Below are 17,256 nucleotides of genomic sequence, written 5' to 3' on the forward strand. Positions count from 1 at the left end.
GACCCTCGTGAAACCTCTCCTGCTCTCGCACTTCACCGCCACCAGCTGCATCGGCCGCGGCCTCGATGCGACCCTCGATGCGCTGCGCGACGCACGCGGCGGGCTCCAGCCCTGCGACTTCGAGCGTGCGGATCTCGACACGTGGATTGGCGCGGTGGATAGCGTCGATGCGCAGCCCGTGCGCGCCGACCTCGCCGACTTCGACTGCCGCAACAACCGCCTCGCGCAACTCGGCCTCACGCAGGACGGCTTCGACGCACGCGTCGCGGCAGCCGTGGCGCGCTACGGTGCCGCGCGCGTCGGCGTATTCATCGGCACGAGCACCGCAGGCATCCTCGAGACCGAGCACGCGTACCAGCGCCGCGATCCGGCAAGCGGCGCACTGCCCGCCGACTTCCGCTACGCGCACACGCACAACCCGTATTCGCCGGCCGCATTCGTGCGCGCGTTTTTCGCACTGCGCGGCCCCGCGATGGCGATCTCGTCCGCCTGCTCGTCCGGCGCGAAAGTGTTCGGCTCCGCGCGCCGCATGATCGAGGCGGGCTTGATCGACGCGGCTGTCGTCGGCGGCGTCGATTCGCTGTGCCTGACGACGCTGTACGGCTTCAATTCGCTCGAACTGCTGTCGCGCCAGCCGTGCCGTCCGTTCGACGTCGCGCGCGACGGCATCTCGATCGGCGAGGCCGCCGCGTTCGCGCTCGTCGAACGCGTGCCGGACCCGCCCGCCGCACTCGACACCGATGCGATCCTGCTGCTCGGCATCGGCGAATCGAGCGACGCGCATCACATGTCGTCGCCGCATCCGGACGGGCTCGGCGCACGCGTCGCGATCGAGCAGGCGCTCGCATCCGCCAGCCTGGGTGCGATCGACATCGACTACGTGAACCTGCACGGCACCGCGACGCCGAGCAACGATGCGGCCGAAAGCCGCGCGATCGGCGCGCTGTTCGCCAGCACGCCATGCAGCTCGACGAAGGGCGCAACCGGCCATACGCTCGGTGCGGCGGGGGCGCTCGAAGCCGTCGTCGCCGCGCTCGCGCTGCGCGAGCAGTTCGTGCCGGCCGGCGTGAACACGACGCAACCCGATCCGGCACTCGCCGCCGACTACGTGCTCGCGAGCCGCGATGCGCGCGTGCGCGCCGTCCTCTCCAATTCGTTCGGCTTCGGCGGCACGAATTGCAGCCTGATCCTCGGCCGCGCCGACCACGCCCGCCGTTGAGGCCCGTCATGACACTCACCGCCTTCATCGAAAGCATCGGCCTCATCGGGCCCGGATTGAACGACTGGCCGCACGCGGCCGACGTGCTCGCGGGCCGCGCGCCGTATGCACCCGTCCGCACCGAACTGCCGCCGCCGGCCGGCCTGCCGTCCGCTGAACGGCGCCGCACCGGCCCCGTCGTGCGCGTGGCGCTCGCGGCCGGCCACGAAGCGGTGGCCGCGAGCGGACGCAACGCCGCGACGCTCGCAACCGTGTTCAGCGCATCGGGCGGCGACGGCCAGAATTGCCACGCGATCTGCGAGACGCTTGCCGGCGACGATTGCCAGCTGTCGCCGACGCGCTTCCACAACTCCGTGCACAACGCGCCGGCCGGCTACTGGAGCATCGCGACGCGCGCGATGGCGACGTCGAACGTGCTGTGCGCGCACGACGGCAGCTTTGCCGCGGGCCTGCTCGAGAGCCTGTGCCAGGTCGCGGTCGATCGCGTGCCGACCCTGCTGATCGCGTACGACACCGACTACCCGGAACCGCTGCGCGCGGTGCGGCCGATCGGCGACGCGTTCGGCGTGGCACTCGTGCTCGCGCCCGAAGCAAGCGAACGCGCGCTCGCGCGCATCGACGTGCAACTGACGGACGCCCCCGCCACGACGCTCGCGCATGCCGGGCTCGACGCACTGCGCGCCGGCAATCCGGCCGCGCGCGTGCTGCCGCTGCTCGATGCGCTCGCCCTGCGGCGTTCGACGCGCGTCGTGCTCGACTACCTCGCCGACACACGTGTGCAGGTCGACGTCGCGATGCCCGATACGTTCGCGGAGCGCGCGTGATGACCGCGACGATCCCGCTCGCGCCGCCGCTCGACCACGCGTGGATCGCCGCGCACATTCCGCACGACGGCGCGATGTGCGTGCTCGATACGGTCGATGCATGGGATGTCCACCGCATCCGCTGCAGCGCGACGAGCCACCGCGATCCGCACAACCCGCTGCGTTCGCACGGCCGGCTCGCAGCTGTCTGCGGAATCGAATACGCGGCACAGGCGATGGCCGTTCACGGCGCGCTGCTCGGCGCGCACGAAGCGCGCCCGCGGGTCGGTTATCTGGCGAGCGTGCGCAACGTCGACGCATTCGTCGACCGGCTCGACACGTTCGCGCAGCCGCTCGCCGTCGAAGCTGAGCGCGTGAGCGGTGACGCCCGCTCGGTGCTGTACGCCTTTGCATTGCGCTGCGGCGATCGCCTGCTGCTGTCCGGCCGTGCCGCGGTGATGCTCGACGCGTCGACGGCCGGCGCGTTTCGTTCGGCGCCAGCCGGCGATGCGAATCCTCGATGAAGCCGCTTACTCAACGGAAGGAAACCAGGTCGTGAAAGTTCGTCAGTTCATTGGCACCGCGCTCGTTCTGGCGCTGATCAGCCCGATCGCGCAAGCGGACATGTCGGAAGTGAAGCAGGACATCAAGCGCGATTCGAAGGAAGCCGCGCACAAGACCGGCGAGGCGGCCCGCAGCTTCGGCCACGCAACCGCGAGCGCCGCGAAGGCGGTCGGGCACGGGGTCGCACATGCGTCGCGCGAAGGCTGGGATGCCACCAAGCGCACGACGAAGCGGATCTTCCACAAGAACGACTCGGGCGAGTCGGGTGGAAAAAGCGAAAAGAGCGATTGACCACGGGCATCGCGCGCATCGCCCGTGGCGTGCGCGCGATGCGTGACCGTTCGTCAGCTGTGACGCGTCACTACCGCGCTGCCGCTGCCGCCACCGTCAACGCGCGCCGCGCATGCGGCGTGCCGGCCTGGCCCGCACGCGCGCGAAGCACTTGCCGTATGCGACGAGCCAGCAATCGCGATGATCGAAGTTCCGCAGCAGCCGCGCACGGCGCCGCTCGAGCCAGTAGAGCGAGACCGCCATCGTCAGCGCGACGGCCAGTGCCGTGCCGCCGATCGCGAGTCCCATCCAGGTGTCGCCCATGCGTTCTCCGGATTGCGAGGCCGAAGCGGCGCGCCTGCCGCCGCCCTGGCACTGGATATTGCGGAACACGGCCCGGCACGTGCGCGCAGGCCGTCCGGGTCGCCGGACCGCCGGGCCGCCACGCGTCAGTGCATGTGCTGGCCGCCGTTGATCGCGATGTTGGAGCCCGTCACGAAGCCGGCCTCCTCCGAGCACAGGTAAGCGACCAGCGCCGCGACTTCCTCGGGCTTGCCGAGCCGGCCCGCCGGAATCTGCGGGAGGATCTTCGAGTCGAGGATGTCCTGCGGGATCGCCGTGACCATCTTCGTCGCGAGGTAGCCCGGCGACACCGTGTTCACCGTCACGCCCTTGCGCGCGATTTCGAGCGCGAGCGATTTCGTGAAACCGTGCATGCCGGCCTTCGCGGCCGCGTAGTTGGTCTGGCCGACCGAACCCTTCGAGCCGTTCACCGACGAGATGTTGACGATGCGGCCCCAACCGCGCTCGACCATGCTTTCGCAGACCGGCTTCGTCATGTTGAACACGGAATCGAGGTTCGTGCGGATCACCGCATCCCAGTTGACCTTGTCGAGCTTGCGCAGCGTCATGTCGCGCGTGATGCCCGCGTTGTTCACGAGAATGTCGACCGGGCCGACGTCCCGCGCGATCTTCTCGATGCATTGCTGGCACGAATCGTGATCGGCCACGTCCACCGGGTACGCGTGGAACTCGCGGCCGGCCGCATGCATCTCGGTCAGCCAGCGGTCCGCACCGGTGTTGTTCGGCGAATACGTGACGACTACCCGGTGTCCCGCGTCGTTCAACCTGATGCTGACCGCTTCGCCAAGACCGCCCATTCCACCAGTCACAACTGCAATTCGCTTAGTCATCCTATAAATTACCGACAAAAAAGTAATCGATGAAGGCGGAGCGACGGCATCGCACATGCTGCCGCCCCACCGCTTCGATGCGCAGCCGCCCGCGTCACGGGCGCGGCACGCACCGGCACCTCGCGCTTGTTGTTCACTGCCTGTCGTGCGCGAAAACCGCTTCACCCGCGTGCGGCGCTGGCCGGCGCCGCACGCGGGACGTGTGTCAGACCCCGCTCAGGCGCGTTCGACCGCGAGCGCGACGCCCATCCCGCCGCCGATGCACAGCGACGCCAGCCCGCGCTTCGCATCGCGCTTGGCCATCTCGTGCAGCAGCGTCACCAGGATCCGGCAGCCCGACGCGCCGATCGGGTGGCCGATCGCGATCGCCCCGCCGTTCACGTTCACCTTCGACGTGTCCCAGCCCATCTGCTTGTGCACCGCCAGCGCCTGCGCCGCGAACGCCTCGTTGATCTCCATCAGATCCAGGTCGCCCGGCGTCCAGCCCGCGCGCTCCAGGCACCGGCGCGATGCCGGCACCGGGCCCATGCCCATCACGCTCGGATCCACGCCCGCGTTCGCGTACGCCTTGATCCGCGCCAGCGGCGTCAGGCCGAGTGCCGCCGCCTTCTGCGCCGACATCACCAGCACCGCCGCCGCGCCGTCGTTCAGCCCCGACGCGTTCGCCGCCGTCACCGAGCCGTCCTTCGAGAACGCCGGCTTCAGCCCCGCCAGCGATTCCGCCGTCACGCCGTGACGCACGAATTCGTCCGTCGCGAACTGCAGCGGCTCGCCCTTGCGTTGCGGAATCGCCACCGGCACGATTTCATCGTTGAAGCGGCCGGCCTTCTGCGCAGCTTCCGCCTTGTTCTGCGACAGCGCCGCGAACGCGTCCTGCTCTTCGCGCGTGATCCCGTATTCCTTCGCGACGTTCTCCGCCGTGATGCCCATGTGGTACTGGTTGTACACGTCCCACAGGCCGTCGACGATCATCGTGTCGACCAGCTTCGCGTCGCCCATCCGGAACCCGTCGCGCGAACCCGGCAGCACGTGCGGCGATGCGCTCATGTTCTCCTGGCCGCCCGCGATCACGATCTCCGCGTCGCCCGCGACGATCGCGTTCGCCGCCAGCATCACGGCCTTCAGGCCCGAGCCGCACACCTTGTTGATCGTCATCCCCGGCACTGCGCTCGGCAGCCCGGCCTTGATCAGCGACTGCCGCGCCGGGTTCTGCCCGGAACCGGCCGTCAGCACCTGGCCCATGATCACTTCGCTGACCTGATCGGGCTTCACGCCCGCACGCTCCAGCACCGCGCGGATCACCGTCGCGCCCAGCTCGGGCGCCGCAATCTTCGCAAGCGAACCGCCGAATTTGCCGACCGCGGTCCGCGCGGCCGATACGATCACTACATCCGTCATTTCCAGTTCCTGCATCGAAATCAGTTCGTCGTTCTGACGCCGGCGCGAGCCGGCCTCGGCTGGCGATCGCGCATCTCGGGCCGTCGGGCGCGAGAGCGGTCGCACGCCGCCATACGGCGCGCGGCACCCGTTCGAACGGGCGGCACACCGGTACGGCTCGCCGGTTCACCGGCGTCTTGCGGCAACCGGACATTTGCCGGACACCACGCGGCACACGCGGCGTCCGGCGCCATCCGGCGCCGATCAATCGTGTCGCGCTCGTGCGCGACACGTGCTTGCATGGCTACGGATTACGCAGCCGATTCGCGTGCGGCCGCTGCGTCCTTGCGTGCGGCTGCAGCCGTTTGCTTCGCGCCACGCGTTGCCGTTTCGCTGACCGCATCGAAACCGCTCTGTGCGGCTTCGATCGCCTGGCCCGTCGCTGCGCGCACGGAGTCAGCCGCGGCGGTCGCAGCCGACAGCGCCGAGTTCAGCGCAGCCACCACCGGTGCCGAGCCGGCCGGTGCATGCTTCGACAGTTCGCCGAGCACGTCCTTCAGGCGCTTGTCGTTCTGTTCGTATTGCGCTTGCGCGACCTTCGCCCATTCGGACTGCGTCGACACCGCGATGTCGAACAGATGGCGGCCGTACGACACGGCCTTGCCGGCGGCTTCCTGCGGCGCGGCGACCTGCTGCGCGAAGCCCACGGCCGGATTGCTGCTGTTGAACGCGTTCTTCAGCTTGTCCTCGTATTCCTCGAGCGCCGTCCGGGCCGCTTGCAGGTTGAGTTCGACAACAGCCTCGAAACCTTGGATCGCCGGACGAGCGATCGCAAACCACGCGGCGATACCGGATTGATATTCGGCGTTGAGTTTTTCGGGGGCAAATACGGACATCGGGCACGCTCCTGTTAGCAATGCGAGAGACGACGTAAGGAAAATTGGAAGCCGGATCGACAGCAGACTTCCTTATTGACAACCCGTCACTTATTTGAGCACGGGAAGTTGAAGGAGCCCATTCTAGATCGATTAATTGTCAATTAAATGGCATTAATACTAAGTGTAAACCCTTATTTTGATCCAAGGCAACCGCTGGAGCCCTTGATGCGCCGACATCGCAGATGAAACTGCGCATCACTCTGTCCCGCAATGAATTTTTACCTTTTTACAGCATAGCGGATCATGACGTCGCGCAACATTTACCAATTCATTATTCCTTTTATTAGAAAACCGGGACGTATTGAAAATTAAGCGGTCGCTTATGTAATCGTTTTTTCTGGATTTATTATGAAATCGTTTTCGGGATTATTAATGACGGAATCAATGATCGGATGAATTGCGGGTCGCAATAAAAAAAACGGCCGCATGATGCGGCCGCGGGTTCGTCAGGCAGGCGCGAGATCAGCCGGCCAGTTCGCGATGCAGCGCGAGGAACTCCTGCGTGAGCTTGTGCCCGGGTTCCAGATGGATCACCGGCTTGGACTGCTGATGCGACTCGCGGATCTTCACCGACGCCGACAGCTTCGACACGAGCACCGGCAACCCTTCTTCGACGAGTTCATCGACCAGCCGCTGCGGGAGGCTCGCCCGCGGCTGGAACTGGTTGATCACGATCCCTTCCACCTCGAGCGCCGCGTTGTGGTCCTGCTGGATTTCCTTCACGTTCTCGAGCAGCGTGTACAGCGCACGGCGCGAGAAATCGTCGCAGTCGAACGGGATCAGGCAGCGCTCGACCGCGATCAGCGCCGAGCGCGTATAGAAATTCAGCGCGGGCGGCGTGTCGATGTACACGGCGTCGTAGGTGTCGAGCTCGTTCAGCGCGTCGCGCAGCTTGTAGATCTTGTAGCGCGACTCGAGCTTGCCGTGCAGTGTGTCGAGATCCGGATGCGCGGGCATCACATCGAGCCCTTCGAACGGGGTCGGATGGATGAACGACGCGACGTCGACCGGACGGAAATTGAAAGTCAGCGCGGTTTCGAAGAAATCGGCGACGCCCGGCTGCGCGTCGGCCGCGGCGTCGCCGAGCAGGTAGCGCGTCGAGTTCGCCTGCGCATCGAGGTCGATGACGAGCGTGCGCAGCCCTTCGCTCGCGCTGATCGCCGCCAGGTTGCAGACGATCGTCGATTTGCCCACGCCGCCCTTCTGGTTGAATACGACCCGCCGCATTGTGTCTCCTCGATCGAAACGTCGAAAAGACAAGCTTAGCCGGTCAATAATGGCGGTCGCGTGACGCAGGTCGAATTGCTTGCAATTGTGTACCGCACGCATCAGGTGCGCGGCTGTGGCCCCGATACATACCGGTTGCCCGGCACGCTCCACCGCCACGGCAGATCCGTGCCGACACGAATGCCGATGCGCGGCCCGCCCGCCAGACCGGCGGGCGGCGCGATGCCGTCGTCGACGATCGCGAACCCTTCGTGCGCGCCGATCAGGTCGACACCATCCTGCGCGCCGCCGATTCCCATCGCCTGGGTCAGCCGTGCCGGCCCCCGGCACAGGTCACGATCGCGCGTCTGCGGCGGCCGTGCCGCACGCATGCGTTCGAGCCCCAGCAGCGGCTCGAGCGCACGAATCAACACACCCGTTCCCGTGCCATCCGGGCCGCACACGCAGTTGCAGCACCAGTGCATGCCATAGGTGAAATAGACATACAGGTGCCCCGGCGGCCCGAACATCGTCGCATTGCGCGGCGTCTTGCCGCGATAGGTATGCGCGGCCGGATCGATCGCGCCGGCATAGGCTTCCACTTCGACGATCCGCCCTGCCCGGCCGTCCGCGGCCGCGAGAATCTTGTTGAGCAGTTGCGGCGCGACGTCGGTGGCGACGCGGTCGAAGAATGCGCGCGGCAGCACGACGCCCGGCCACTGGGGCGCGGGTTCACCGCGCCGCATCGTGCCCCTCCGGTTGACGACCGGAAACGGCCGTCACCTGCACACGAAGCTGACGGTATGCGTCGACCAGTTCGTCGAGACTGAACGCGAGGTTTCTCCCACTGGGATTGGGCAGCACCCAGACGCTCGCGCCCTGCATGCGGGCAGGTTGCAATCCCCATTCGATTTCGCGCTGCCCGGAAAGCGCCGAGTACGCGGCCTTGCCGAGAAAAGCAACGAAGCGCGGCCCGTAATGCGCCAGCTTCTGGTCGAACGCCGCGGCCGCGGCAATGAATTCCGCGCGCGAAAGCTGATCGGCGCTCGCGGTCGGCCGCTTCACCACCGCCGTCAGGCCGCAGCCATACCGGAGTATCGCGTGATCGTCCTGCGGCGAAATTTCCGCCGGCGTGAAGCCCGCGAGATGGATCGCACGCCAGAAGCGGTTGCTTCTCCCAGCGAAGTGATGCCCGGTCGCGGCCGCGGTCAGGCCGGGGTTGATCCCGCAAAACAGCACGTCGAGATGCGGAGCGATGAGGTCGGAAAGTTCGTCAGCCACGTTTTGCCTGGCGCGCAAGGAACATCGACGTAAACGAAAGAAGGCCCGAAGACCCGGGCCAAGCAGTTGGCTTGACTCGGACATTCGGGCCCGTCGTGATGCTGGATGCCGGCTTGCCGATCAGAACGGGATATCGTCGTCCATCTCGTCGAAGCCGCCACCTGCCGGTGTGCTCGGACGGCTCTGCGCGCCGCCTGCACCGCCACGCGCTGCACCGCCGGCACGACCGCCGCCGCCACCGCCGCGTTCCATCTGCTCGCCGCGGCCGCCGCCGCCACCACCACCGTAGCCGCCGCCGTAACCGCCTTCATCACCGCCGCCACCGCCGCCGCCCGCAGCACCGCGGCCGCCGAGCATCTGCATCTGGTCGGCGACGATTTCGGTCGAGTAACGATCCTGGCCGTCCTGGCCCTGCCACTTGCGCGTGCGGATGCGGCCTTCGATATAGACCGACGAACCCTTCTTCAGGTATTCGCTGACGATTTCCGCCAGACGGCCGAAGAACGCGACGCGATGCCACTCGGTCATTTCCTTGAAATCGCCGCTTGCCTTGTCCTTGTAGCGGTCGGTCGTCGCGAGACGGATGTTCGCAACCGCGTCGCCGCTCGGCAGGTAACGGACTTCAGGATCGGCGCCGAGATTGCCGACGAGGATGACCTTGTTGACGGATGCCATGTGTTTCTCCAGTAAATTCGATGCCGGGCCGCCCGCTCATGCTGTCGGGGCGGCCCGCCGGGCAAGCCGGCGAACGCCGCCGGTACCTGCCAAAATTGAGTTCAGGCCTTGCGCGGCGGCGCTTTCATGCTGGCCGCGATTATAAGCCACGCGGCCACGAGCCCAGAACACGTGTAGAACACGGTGTTCGCGCCGCCGTGCTTCAGCAGCCAGCCGCCCACGATGCCGCCGAGCGCGAGCCCGATCGACTGCGTGGTGTTGTAGACGCCCGTGGCCGCGCCCTTGCGCGAACCCGGCGCGAGCTTCGACACGAGCGACGGCTGCGACGCTTCCAGGATGTTGAACCCGAGGAAATAGACGAACAGCACCGCTGCCACAATCAGGATGGTATGCGGCGCGCTGCCCAGCAGCAATTGGCCGATCAGGATAGCCAGGATGCCGCCGAGCAGCACCGGCTTCATCTTGCCCCGTTTTTCCGCGACGATGATCGCCGGGACCATCATCACGAACGCGAGCCCCATCACCGGCAGGTAGACCTTCCAGTGCGCGGCGACCGGCAGGCCGCCGTCGACGAGCAGGCGCGGCACGACGAGGAACAGTGCCGTCTGCGTCGCATGCAGCACCAGCACGCCGAAGTTCAGGCGCAGGAGCTCGACGTTGTGCAGCACCTCGGCGAACGGCGCGGGCACGTGCACGGGCTTCGCCGCATCGGGCACGATCCACACCACGACGCCGATCGCGAGGATCGACAGCACGCCGACGATCGCGAACAGCCCGCTCATCCCGACCCAGTGGAACACGATCGGTGCGCCGACGATCGCGACCGCGAACGACACGCCGATCGAGCCGCCGACCATCGCCATCGCCTTCGTGCGGTTCTGCTCGGAGGTCAGGTCGGCGATGAACGCGAGCACCGCGGACGACACCGCGCCCATCCCCTGGATCACGCGGCCGACGATGATCCACGTGATGTCGTGCGCGGACGCGGCGACGAAGCTGCCGATCGCGAAGATCACGAGGCCCGTGGCGATCACCGGCTTGCGGCCGAACTTGTCGGACGCCCAGCCGTAGAAGATATAGAACAGCGATTGCGTGACGCCGTAGGCCCCGAGCGCGATGCCGACGAGCAGCACGTTGTCGCCGCCCGGGATGGTTTTCGCGTAGACCGAGAACACCGGCATGATCATGAACAGGCCGAGCATGCGCAGCGCGAAGATCGCCGCGAGCGACGTGGTCGCGCGCAATTCGGGCGCGGTCATGCGGGAAGACGTGGCAGACGGATTGGACATCGGGAATGAATTTCGAATGATCGGAATGTCCGCCCGACACCGGGCGGCGGAAGATCAGGACCAGCGGCCCGGGAGGCTTGGCGGGCGACACGTCGGGGCAGGATTCAGGCAGCCCGCAGGACACCCGGAACCGCGCGGCGCGGCCGCTTGCCCGGCGCAGGCGCCGCCTTGCTGCCACCTGCTGCTAAGGCTGGGGGCCCCAAACGACGGCCTCGAAAAGCCGTTATAGTAGCAGGTTTGGTTCCCTCCATTTTCGCCAGGTTCATGGAACAGATCCGTATCCGTGGGGCGCGTACCCACAACCTGAAAAACGTCAATCTCGACCTGCCGCGCCACAAGCTGGTCGTGATTACCGGGCTGTCCGGGTCGGGGAAATCGTCGCTCGCGTTCGATACCCTTTATGCCGAGGGCCAGCGCCGCTACGTCGAGAGCCTGTCGGCGTATGCCCGCCAGTTCCTGCAGCTGATGGAGAAACCCGACGTCGACCTGATCGAAGGCCTGTCGCCGGCGATCTCGATCGAGCAGAAGGCGACGTCCCACAACCCGCGTTCGACCGTCGGCACGGTCACGGAAATCCACGACTACCTGCGACTTTTGTTCGCACGTGTCGGCACGCCGTACTGCCCCGACCACGACATCCCGCTGGAAGCGCAGAGCGTGTCGCAGATGGTCGACGCGGCGCTCGCGCTGCCCGAGGAAACCAAGCTGATGATCCTCGCGCCCGTCGTCGCGAACCGCAAGGGTGAGCACGCCGAGCTGTTCGAGGACATGCAGGCGCAGGGTTTCGTGCGCTTTCGCGTGTGCTCCGGCGGCGGCACCGCGAACGAAGGCGTCGCGAAGATCTACGAGGTCGAGTCGCTGCCGAAGCTCAAGAAGAACGACAAGCACACGATCGACGTCGTCGTCGACCGCCTGAAGGTGCGCCCGGACATGAAGCAGCGCCTCGCCGAGTCGTTCGAGACGGCGCTGCGCCTCGCCGACGGCCGCGCGATCGCACTCGAGATGGATACCGACCGCGAGCACCTGTTCAGCTCGAAGTTCGCGTGCCCGATCTGCTCGTACTCGCTGCAGGAGCTCGAGCCGCGCCTGTTCTCGTTCAACAACCCGATGGGCGCGTGCCCGGAATGCGACGGCCTCGGCCAGATCACGTTCTTCGACCCGAAGCGGGTCGTCGCGCACCCGTCGCTGTCGCTCGCCGCCGGCGCCGTGAAAGGCTGGGACCGCCGCAACCAGTTCTACTTCCAGATGCTGCAGAGTCTCGCGGCGTTCTACGAATTCGACATCGACGCCGCATTCGAGGACCTGCCGGAAAAAATCCGGAAGGTGCTGCTGTTCGGCTCGGGCAAGCAGACGATCCCGTTCTCGTATATCAACGAGCGCGGCCGCACGACGATTCGCGAGCACGTGTTCGAGGGGATCATCCCGAACCTCGAGCGCCGCTACCGCGAGACCGATTCGGTCGCGGTGCGCGAAGAACTGTCGAAGTACCAGAACAACCAGCCGTGCCCGTCGTGCGACGGCACGCGCCTGCGCCGCGAAGCGCGCCACGTGCGGGTCGGCACCGGCGACTACGCGCGCGGCATCTATGAAATCAGCGGCTGGCCGCTGCGCGACGCGCTCGGCTATTTCGACGGCCTGACGCTCGAAGGCGCGAAGGGCGAGATCGCCGACAAGGTGATCAAGGAAATCGTCGCGCGCCTCACCTTCCTGAACAACGTCGGCCTCGACTACCTGTCGCTCGAGCGCAGCGCCGAAACCTTGTCGGGCGGCGAGGCGCAGCGCATCCGGCTCGCGTCGCAGATCGGCTCGGGCCTCACGGGCGTGATGTACGTGCTCGACGAGCCGTCGATCGGCCTGCACCAGCGCGACAACGACCGCCTGATCTCGACCCTCAAGCACCTGCGCGACCTCGGCAACTCGGTGATCGTCGTCGAGCACGACGAGGACATGATCCGCACGGCCGACTACGTCGTCGACATGGGCCCGGGCGCCGGCGAGCACGGCGGCGTGATCGTGGCCGAAGGCACGCCGAAACAGGTGCAGTCGAACCCGCAGTCGCTCACCGGCCAGTACCTGGTCGGCAAGCGCACGATCGAATACCCGGACGAGCGGCTGGCACCCGACCCCGAGCGGATGCTGCGCATCGTCGACGCGCACGGCAACAACCTGAAACATGTCGATCTCGAGCTGCCGGTCGGCCTCTTGACCTGCATCACCGGCGTGTCGGGTTCCGGCAAGTCGACGCTGATCAACGACACGCTATATCACGCGGTCGCGCGCCACCTGTACGGCTCGTCGGCCGAGCCGGCGCCGCACGAAGCGATCGAGGGCCTCGAGCACTTCGACAAGGTGATCAACGTCGACCAGTCGCCGATCGGCCGCACGCCGCGTTCGAACCCGGCCACCTACACGGGCCTGTTCACGCCGATCCGCGAGCTGTTCTCGGGCGTGCCGACGTCGAAGGAGCGCGGCTACGATCCGGGCCGCTTCTCGTTCAACGTGAAGGGCGGCCGCTGCGAATCGTGCCAGGGCGACGGCGTGCTGAAGGTCGAGATGCACTTCCTGCCGGACGTCTACGTGCCGTGCGACGTGTGCCACGGCAAGCGCTACAACCGCGAAACGCTCGAAGTGCAGTACAAGGGCAAGAACATCAGCGAAGTGCTCGACATGACCGTCGAGCACGCGTACCAGTTCTTCAGCGCGGTGCCGGTCATCGCGCGCAAGCTGAAGACGCTGCTCGACGTCGGCCTCGGTTACATCCGCCTCGGCCAGTCGGCCACGACGCTGTCGGGCGGCGAGGCGCAGCGCGTGAAGCTGTCGCTCGAACTCTCGAAGCGCGACACCGGCCGCACGCTGTACATCCTCGACGAGCCGACCACCGGCCTGCACTTCCACGACATCGCACTGCTGCTGGAAGTGATCCACCGGCTGCGCGACCAGGGCAACACGGTCGTGATCATCGAGCACAACCTCGACGTGATCAAGACGGCCGACTGGGTGATCGACCTCGGCCCCGAAGGCGGTGCCGGCGGCGGCCAGATCATCGCGCAGGGCACGCCCGAGCAGGTCGCGAAGACGAAGGCGAGCTTTACCGGCAAGTACCTCGCGCCGCTGCTCAAGCGCACGGCCCGCAAGGTCGCGGCCGGCTGACGCTTCCCGCCCCCTCCTCCCGCGCGCGGCCGCCCGGCCGCGCGCGCCGCTGCGCACCGCGCAACCGGCCTCCTCTCGTTTTCCCTTCTGCGTTTACACCATGCGCCAAACGGCCCCGTTGCGGACCATAATGGCGGCTATACTTTACGGTCGTAAGGTTCGCCGTACGCACCAATCCGGTGCGGCGCCGGGCGAACACGGCTCTGCCGCGCATTCCGCGGCATGACACACGAACGACAGGAATCCACGATGGAGAAGCAACCAGACTCGTCGCGCGATGCGCAGAATCGCGAACCGCACCTGCGCAGCGTGCGGCTGACGAGCGACTTCAGCCTGCCGAAGCTGTCGGCGCTCGAAATCGGCAGCTATGTGTTCGCGATCCTAGCGATGTGGCTCGTGATCGAGCTCAAGCTGCTTGGCGGGCTGCTGGCCGGCCTGCTCGTCTACCAGCTGATCCACACGATCGCCCCCGTGATCGAACGCCACACCACGAGCATGCGCGCGCGCTGGGTTGCCGTCGTGCTGCTGGCGATCGTGATCGTCGGCGCGCTGACGGGCCTGACGATCGGCATCATCGAACACTTCGAGCGCACGGTGCCGAACCTGCAAAGCCTGCTCGACCAGCTGATGCAGATCGTCGAGCAGACCCGCGCACGCACGCCGGCCTGGATCGCGAACCTGCTGCCCGTCGACGTCGAGCAGATGAAGACCAAGGCCGCGGTGCTGATGCACTCGCACATGGACCAGCTCCAGCAAAGCGGCAAGAGCGTCGCGCGCGGCTTCGGCCACGTGCTGTTCGGGATGATCATCGGCGCGATGATCGCGATCGGCGTCGAGCACGGCAAGGTGCGCCGCCCGCTGTCCACTGCGCTCGTCACGCGCGTGTCGCGCTTCGCCGACGCGTTCCGCCGGATCGTGTTCGCGCAGATCAAGATCTCGGCGATCAACGCGGTGTTCACGGGCATCTACCTGCTCGTCGCCCTGCCGATCTTCCACCAGCGGCTGCCGCTGTCGAAAACGCTCGTGCTCGTCACGTTCATCGTCGGCCTGCTGCCCGTGATCGGCAACCTGATCTCGAACACGCTGATCGTCGCCGTGTCGCTGTCGGTCAGCATGGGCACCGCGATCGCGTCGCTCGCGTTCCTCGTGATCATCCACAAGCTCGAATACTTCCTGAATGCGAAGATCATCGGCGGCCAGATCGAGTCGCGCGCGTGGGAGCTGCTGCTCGCGATGCTGATCATGGAAGCCGCGTTCGGGCTGCCGGGCGTGATCGCCGCGCCGATCTTCTATGCGTACCTGAAGCGCGAGCTGTACCTGCTGCGGCTGATCTGAAGCAGCCGGCACGTCGGAAGCGATAAAAAAACGCCGCGCCCCGTGAAGGGCGCGGCGTTTTTGCTTGTGGGGGCCGGCCATCCGGCGGCCGGCGATACGGGGGCCGGCTGTCCGGCGCCCGACGAATCAGCGGAACACGACCGTCTTCGTCCCGTTCAGCACGATCCGGTGCTCGACGTGCCACTTCACCGCGCGCGCAAGCGTCACGCACTCGACGTCGCGGCCGATCGCGGTCAACTGGTCGGGCGTCATGCTGTGGTCGACGCGCTCGACTTCCTGCTCGATGATCGGGCCTTCGTCGAGATCGGTCGTCACGTAGTGCGCGGTCGCGCCGATCAGCTTCACGCCGCGGTCGAATGCCTGGTAGTACGGCTTCGCGCCCTTGAAGCTCGGCAGGAACGAATGGTGGATGTTGATCGCGCGGCCGGCGAGCTGCTTGCACAGGTTCGGCGACAGGATCTGCATGTAGCGCGCGAGCACGACGAGATCGGCCTGGTGCTCGTCGATCACTTCCAGCACACGCGCTTCCTGCGCGGCCTTCGCGGCATCGGACGAGCCGCCGATCAGCGGGAAGTGATGGAACGGGATGTTGTAGCTCGCGGCGAGCTGGTAGAACTCCTTGTGGTTCGACACGATCGCCGGGATCTCGATCGGCAGCTGGCCGGTGCGATAGCGGAACAGCAGGTCGTTCAGGCAGTGGCCGATCTTCGACACCATGATCACGACGCGCGGCTTCACGGCCGCGTCGTGCATTTCCCAGCGCATCGAGAACTGCTCGGCGAGCGGCGCGAATTCCTTGCGCAGCGTGTCGAGCGCCGTCGCGGCATCCGCGCCGCCGCCGTCCTGCTCGAAGTGCACGCGCATGAAGAATTCGCTGGTGCGGCTGTCGCCGAACTGCGCCGAATCGAGGATGTTGTTGCTGCGCTCGAACAGGAAGCCCGAGACCGCATGGACGATGCCGTGCCGGTCGGGGCACGACAGTTTCAAGATAAAGCTGTGATCGGTCGGCATGACCGCTACTCCCTTCGTTTCCGTATTCGTCAAATTGCCCGTTCGCGCCGCCAGGCTGTGTGCGCGGCACGCGTCATGCGGCCGGTGCGAACAGTGCGTCGATGCCCGCCGCGTCGGCCGCGGAGATCCAGCGGTGGCGCAGCAGCGTGTCGAGCGTCGCGAGGCTCGCATCCATCGTCGCGCGGCCGGCGCGCAGCCAGCCGATCACCTCGGGCACGCCGGCCAGCAGGTGCTCGGCCACTTCGCCGTCCTGGTTGCGCGGCGCGAAATCGCGCGGCAGCGGCAGGTCGTACACGAAGATCAGTTCGGACTGCGTGCCCTCCGGCAGCGAGCACAGCACCTGCACCGCACGGCCCGCGATCGCGCGCGCGGCCAGTTCGGCCGGAATGCCGGCTTCTTCCCAGCATTCCTTCGCGAGCGTCTCGTGAACGCCCAGGCCCCAGCCGATCCCGCCCGCGACGACGTTGTCGAGCATGCCCGGGTCGGTAGCCTTGGTCTCGCTGCGGCGGCCGAGCCACATCTGCGGGACGGCCGCGGCGGACGGCTCGCCCGGCGCAACCGCATATTCTACGATGCCGTTCAGATGCACCGCGTAAGTCTGCGTGCCGAAGAAGCGCGACGCGGCGCGCTCGATGTACGCGAGCGGCGGATCGTCGAAGCGGTTGCGGATCGCGTAGATCTCGTCGCGCCAGCCGGGAATCGCGCCTTCGGCCGCGAGCGCGCCGATCGCGCTCGCCAGCGCCATGCTGCGTGCGTCGACCGAGTCGTAGCGCGCCGACAGCACGACGCGCTCACCGGTCAGCTCGAACACGTCGGGCCAGCGGGCGAGCATCTCGACGTCCTGGCGGCGCACCCAGCCGACCGCCTGGCCGGCGATCTCGAAACGCAGGTGCGCGGCCGGATCGAAGCGGCGCGCGTCAGCAATGCACGGAAACGTCATCGTGA

The 17,256-nt window shown here is 66.8% G+C and carries 17 protein-coding genes; 6 read left to right on the plus strand and 11 right to left on the minus strand.

Features of this window, described 5'->3' with window-relative positions:
* The first annotated feature begins 7 nt into the window (after positions 1-7).
* Genes BCO18175_RS29340 through BCO18175_RS29355 form a run of 4 tightly spaced genes read left to right on the plus strand, consistent with a single transcriptional unit; the run spans position 8 to position 2,877 of the window.
* Entirely contained in the window at positions 8-1,219 is a 1,212-nt protein-coding gene (locus BCO18175_RS29340; RefSeq protein ID WP_174986181.1) for a beta-ketoacyl-[acyl-carrier-protein] synthase family protein, read from the plus strand.
* Positions 1,220-1,227: 8 nt separating this feature from the next.
* Complete coding sequence (locus BCO18175_RS29345) at positions 1,228-2,043, plus strand: beta-ketoacyl synthase chain length factor (protein ID WP_174986183.1); 816 nt, start codon at positions 1,228-1,230, stop codon at positions 2,041-2,043.
* The gene (locus BCO18175_RS29350) at positions 2,043-2,546 is read left to right on the plus strand and encodes a hotdog family protein (protein ID WP_174986185.1); all 504 of its coding nucleotides are present in this window, start codon (positions 2,043-2,045) and stop codon (positions 2,544-2,546) included. Before BCO18175_RS29345 ends, BCO18175_RS29350 begins: the two co-directional genes overlap by 1 nt.
* The gene (locus BCO18175_RS29355; RefSeq protein ID WP_174986187.1) at positions 2,530-2,877 is read left to right on the plus strand and encodes a hypothetical protein; all 348 of its coding nucleotides are present in this window, start codon (positions 2,530-2,532) and stop codon (positions 2,875-2,877) included. The genes BCO18175_RS29350 and BCO18175_RS29355 overlap by 17 nt, the downstream gene beginning before the upstream one ends.
* Positions 2,878-2,973: 96 nt before the next feature.
* On the opposite strand, the gene BCO18175_RS29360 is transcribed toward BCO18175_RS29355, so the two are convergent.
* The 9 genes from BCO18175_RS29360 to BCO18175_RS29400 form a co-directional block, all read right to left on the minus strand.
* Positions 2,974-3,180, minus strand: a complete 207-nt coding sequence (locus tag BCO18175_RS29360; protein ID WP_011353204.1) for a hypothetical protein — start codon at positions 3,178-3,180, stop codon at positions 2,974-2,976.
* A 125-nt stretch (positions 3,181-3,305) separates the two neighbouring features.
* On the minus strand, positions 3,306-4,049 hold the full coding sequence (gene phbB / locus BCO18175_RS29365; protein WP_041492959.1) for an acetoacetyl-CoA reductase: 744 nt from the start codon (positions 4,047-4,049) through the stop codon (positions 3,306-3,308).
* Between the two features lie 216 nt (positions 4,050-4,265).
* Positions 4,266-5,447, minus strand: a complete 1,182-nt coding sequence (locus BCO18175_RS29370; protein ID WP_174986189.1) for an acetyl-CoA C-acetyltransferase — start codon at positions 5,445-5,447, stop codon at positions 4,266-4,268.
* Positions 5,448-5,737: 290 nt separating this feature from the next.
* Positions 5,738-6,322, minus strand: a complete 585-nt coding sequence (phaP, locus tag BCO18175_RS29375; protein WP_124496675.1) for a TIGR01841 family phasin — start codon at positions 6,320-6,322, stop codon at positions 5,738-5,740.
* Positions 6,323-6,826: 504 nt separating this feature from the next.
* Complete coding sequence (locus BCO18175_RS29380; protein ID WP_174916151.1) at positions 6,827-7,591, minus strand: ParA family protein; 765 nt, start codon at positions 7,589-7,591, stop codon at positions 6,827-6,829.
* Between the two features lie 101 nt (positions 7,592-7,692).
* Entirely contained in the window at positions 7,693-8,316 is a 624-nt protein-coding gene (locus tag BCO18175_RS29385) for a DNA-3-methyladenine glycosylase (protein ID WP_174986191.1), read from the minus strand.
* Positions 8,303-8,851 carry a G/U mismatch-specific DNA glycosylase gene (gene mug, locus BCO18175_RS29390; protein ID WP_174986250.1) on the minus strand — a complete coding sequence of 183 codons (549 nt, stop codon included), beginning with the start codon at positions 8,849-8,851 and terminating at the stop codon, positions 8,303-8,305. Before mug ends, BCO18175_RS29385 begins: the two co-directional genes overlap by 14 nt.
* A gap of 120 nt (positions 8,852-8,971) precedes the next feature.
* The gene (locus BCO18175_RS29395) at positions 8,972-9,526 is read right to left on the minus strand and encodes a single-stranded DNA-binding protein (RefSeq protein WP_174986193.1); all 555 of its coding nucleotides are present in this window, start codon (positions 9,524-9,526) and stop codon (positions 8,972-8,974) included.
* 101 nt (positions 9,527-9,627) lie between these two features.
* Complete coding sequence (locus tag BCO18175_RS29400) at positions 9,628-10,815, minus strand: MFS transporter (protein WP_174916154.1); 1,188 nt, start codon at positions 10,813-10,815, stop codon at positions 9,628-9,630.
* A gap of 264 nt (positions 10,816-11,079) precedes the next feature.
* On the opposite strand from BCO18175_RS29400, the gene uvrA reads away from it, so the two are divergent.
* A complete protein-coding gene (gene uvrA / locus BCO18175_RS29405) occupies positions 11,080-13,965 on the plus strand; it encodes an excinuclease ABC subunit UvrA (RefSeq protein WP_174986195.1) in 2,886 nt (961 codons plus the stop codon).
* Between the two features lie 249 nt (positions 13,966-14,214).
* Positions 14,215-15,300, plus strand: coding sequence for an AI-2E family transporter (locus BCO18175_RS29410; protein WP_174986197.1), 1,086 nt, complete (start codon positions 14,215-14,217; stop codon positions 15,298-15,300).
* 126 nt (positions 15,301-15,426) lie between these two features.
* Here BCO18175_RS29410 and purU read toward each other — a convergent pair whose 3' ends face one another.
* Entirely contained in the window at positions 15,427-16,311 is an 885-nt protein-coding gene (gene purU, locus BCO18175_RS29415; RefSeq protein WP_089426344.1) for a formyltetrahydrofolate deformylase, read from the minus strand.
* A 73-nt stretch (positions 16,312-16,384) separates the two neighbouring features.
* Positions 16,385-17,251 (minus strand): NUDIX hydrolase, encoded by an 867-nt coding sequence (locus BCO18175_RS29420; RefSeq protein WP_174986199.1) that lies wholly within the window; start codon positions 17,249-17,251, stop codon positions 16,385-16,387.
* Between the last annotated feature and the right edge of the window lie 5 nt (positions 17,252-17,256).

The organism is Burkholderia lata (genome assembly GCF_902499335.1).
In the GTDB taxonomy this organism is placed as follows: Bacteria; Pseudomonadota; Gammaproteobacteria; order Burkholderiales; family Burkholderiaceae; genus Burkholderia; species Burkholderia lata_B.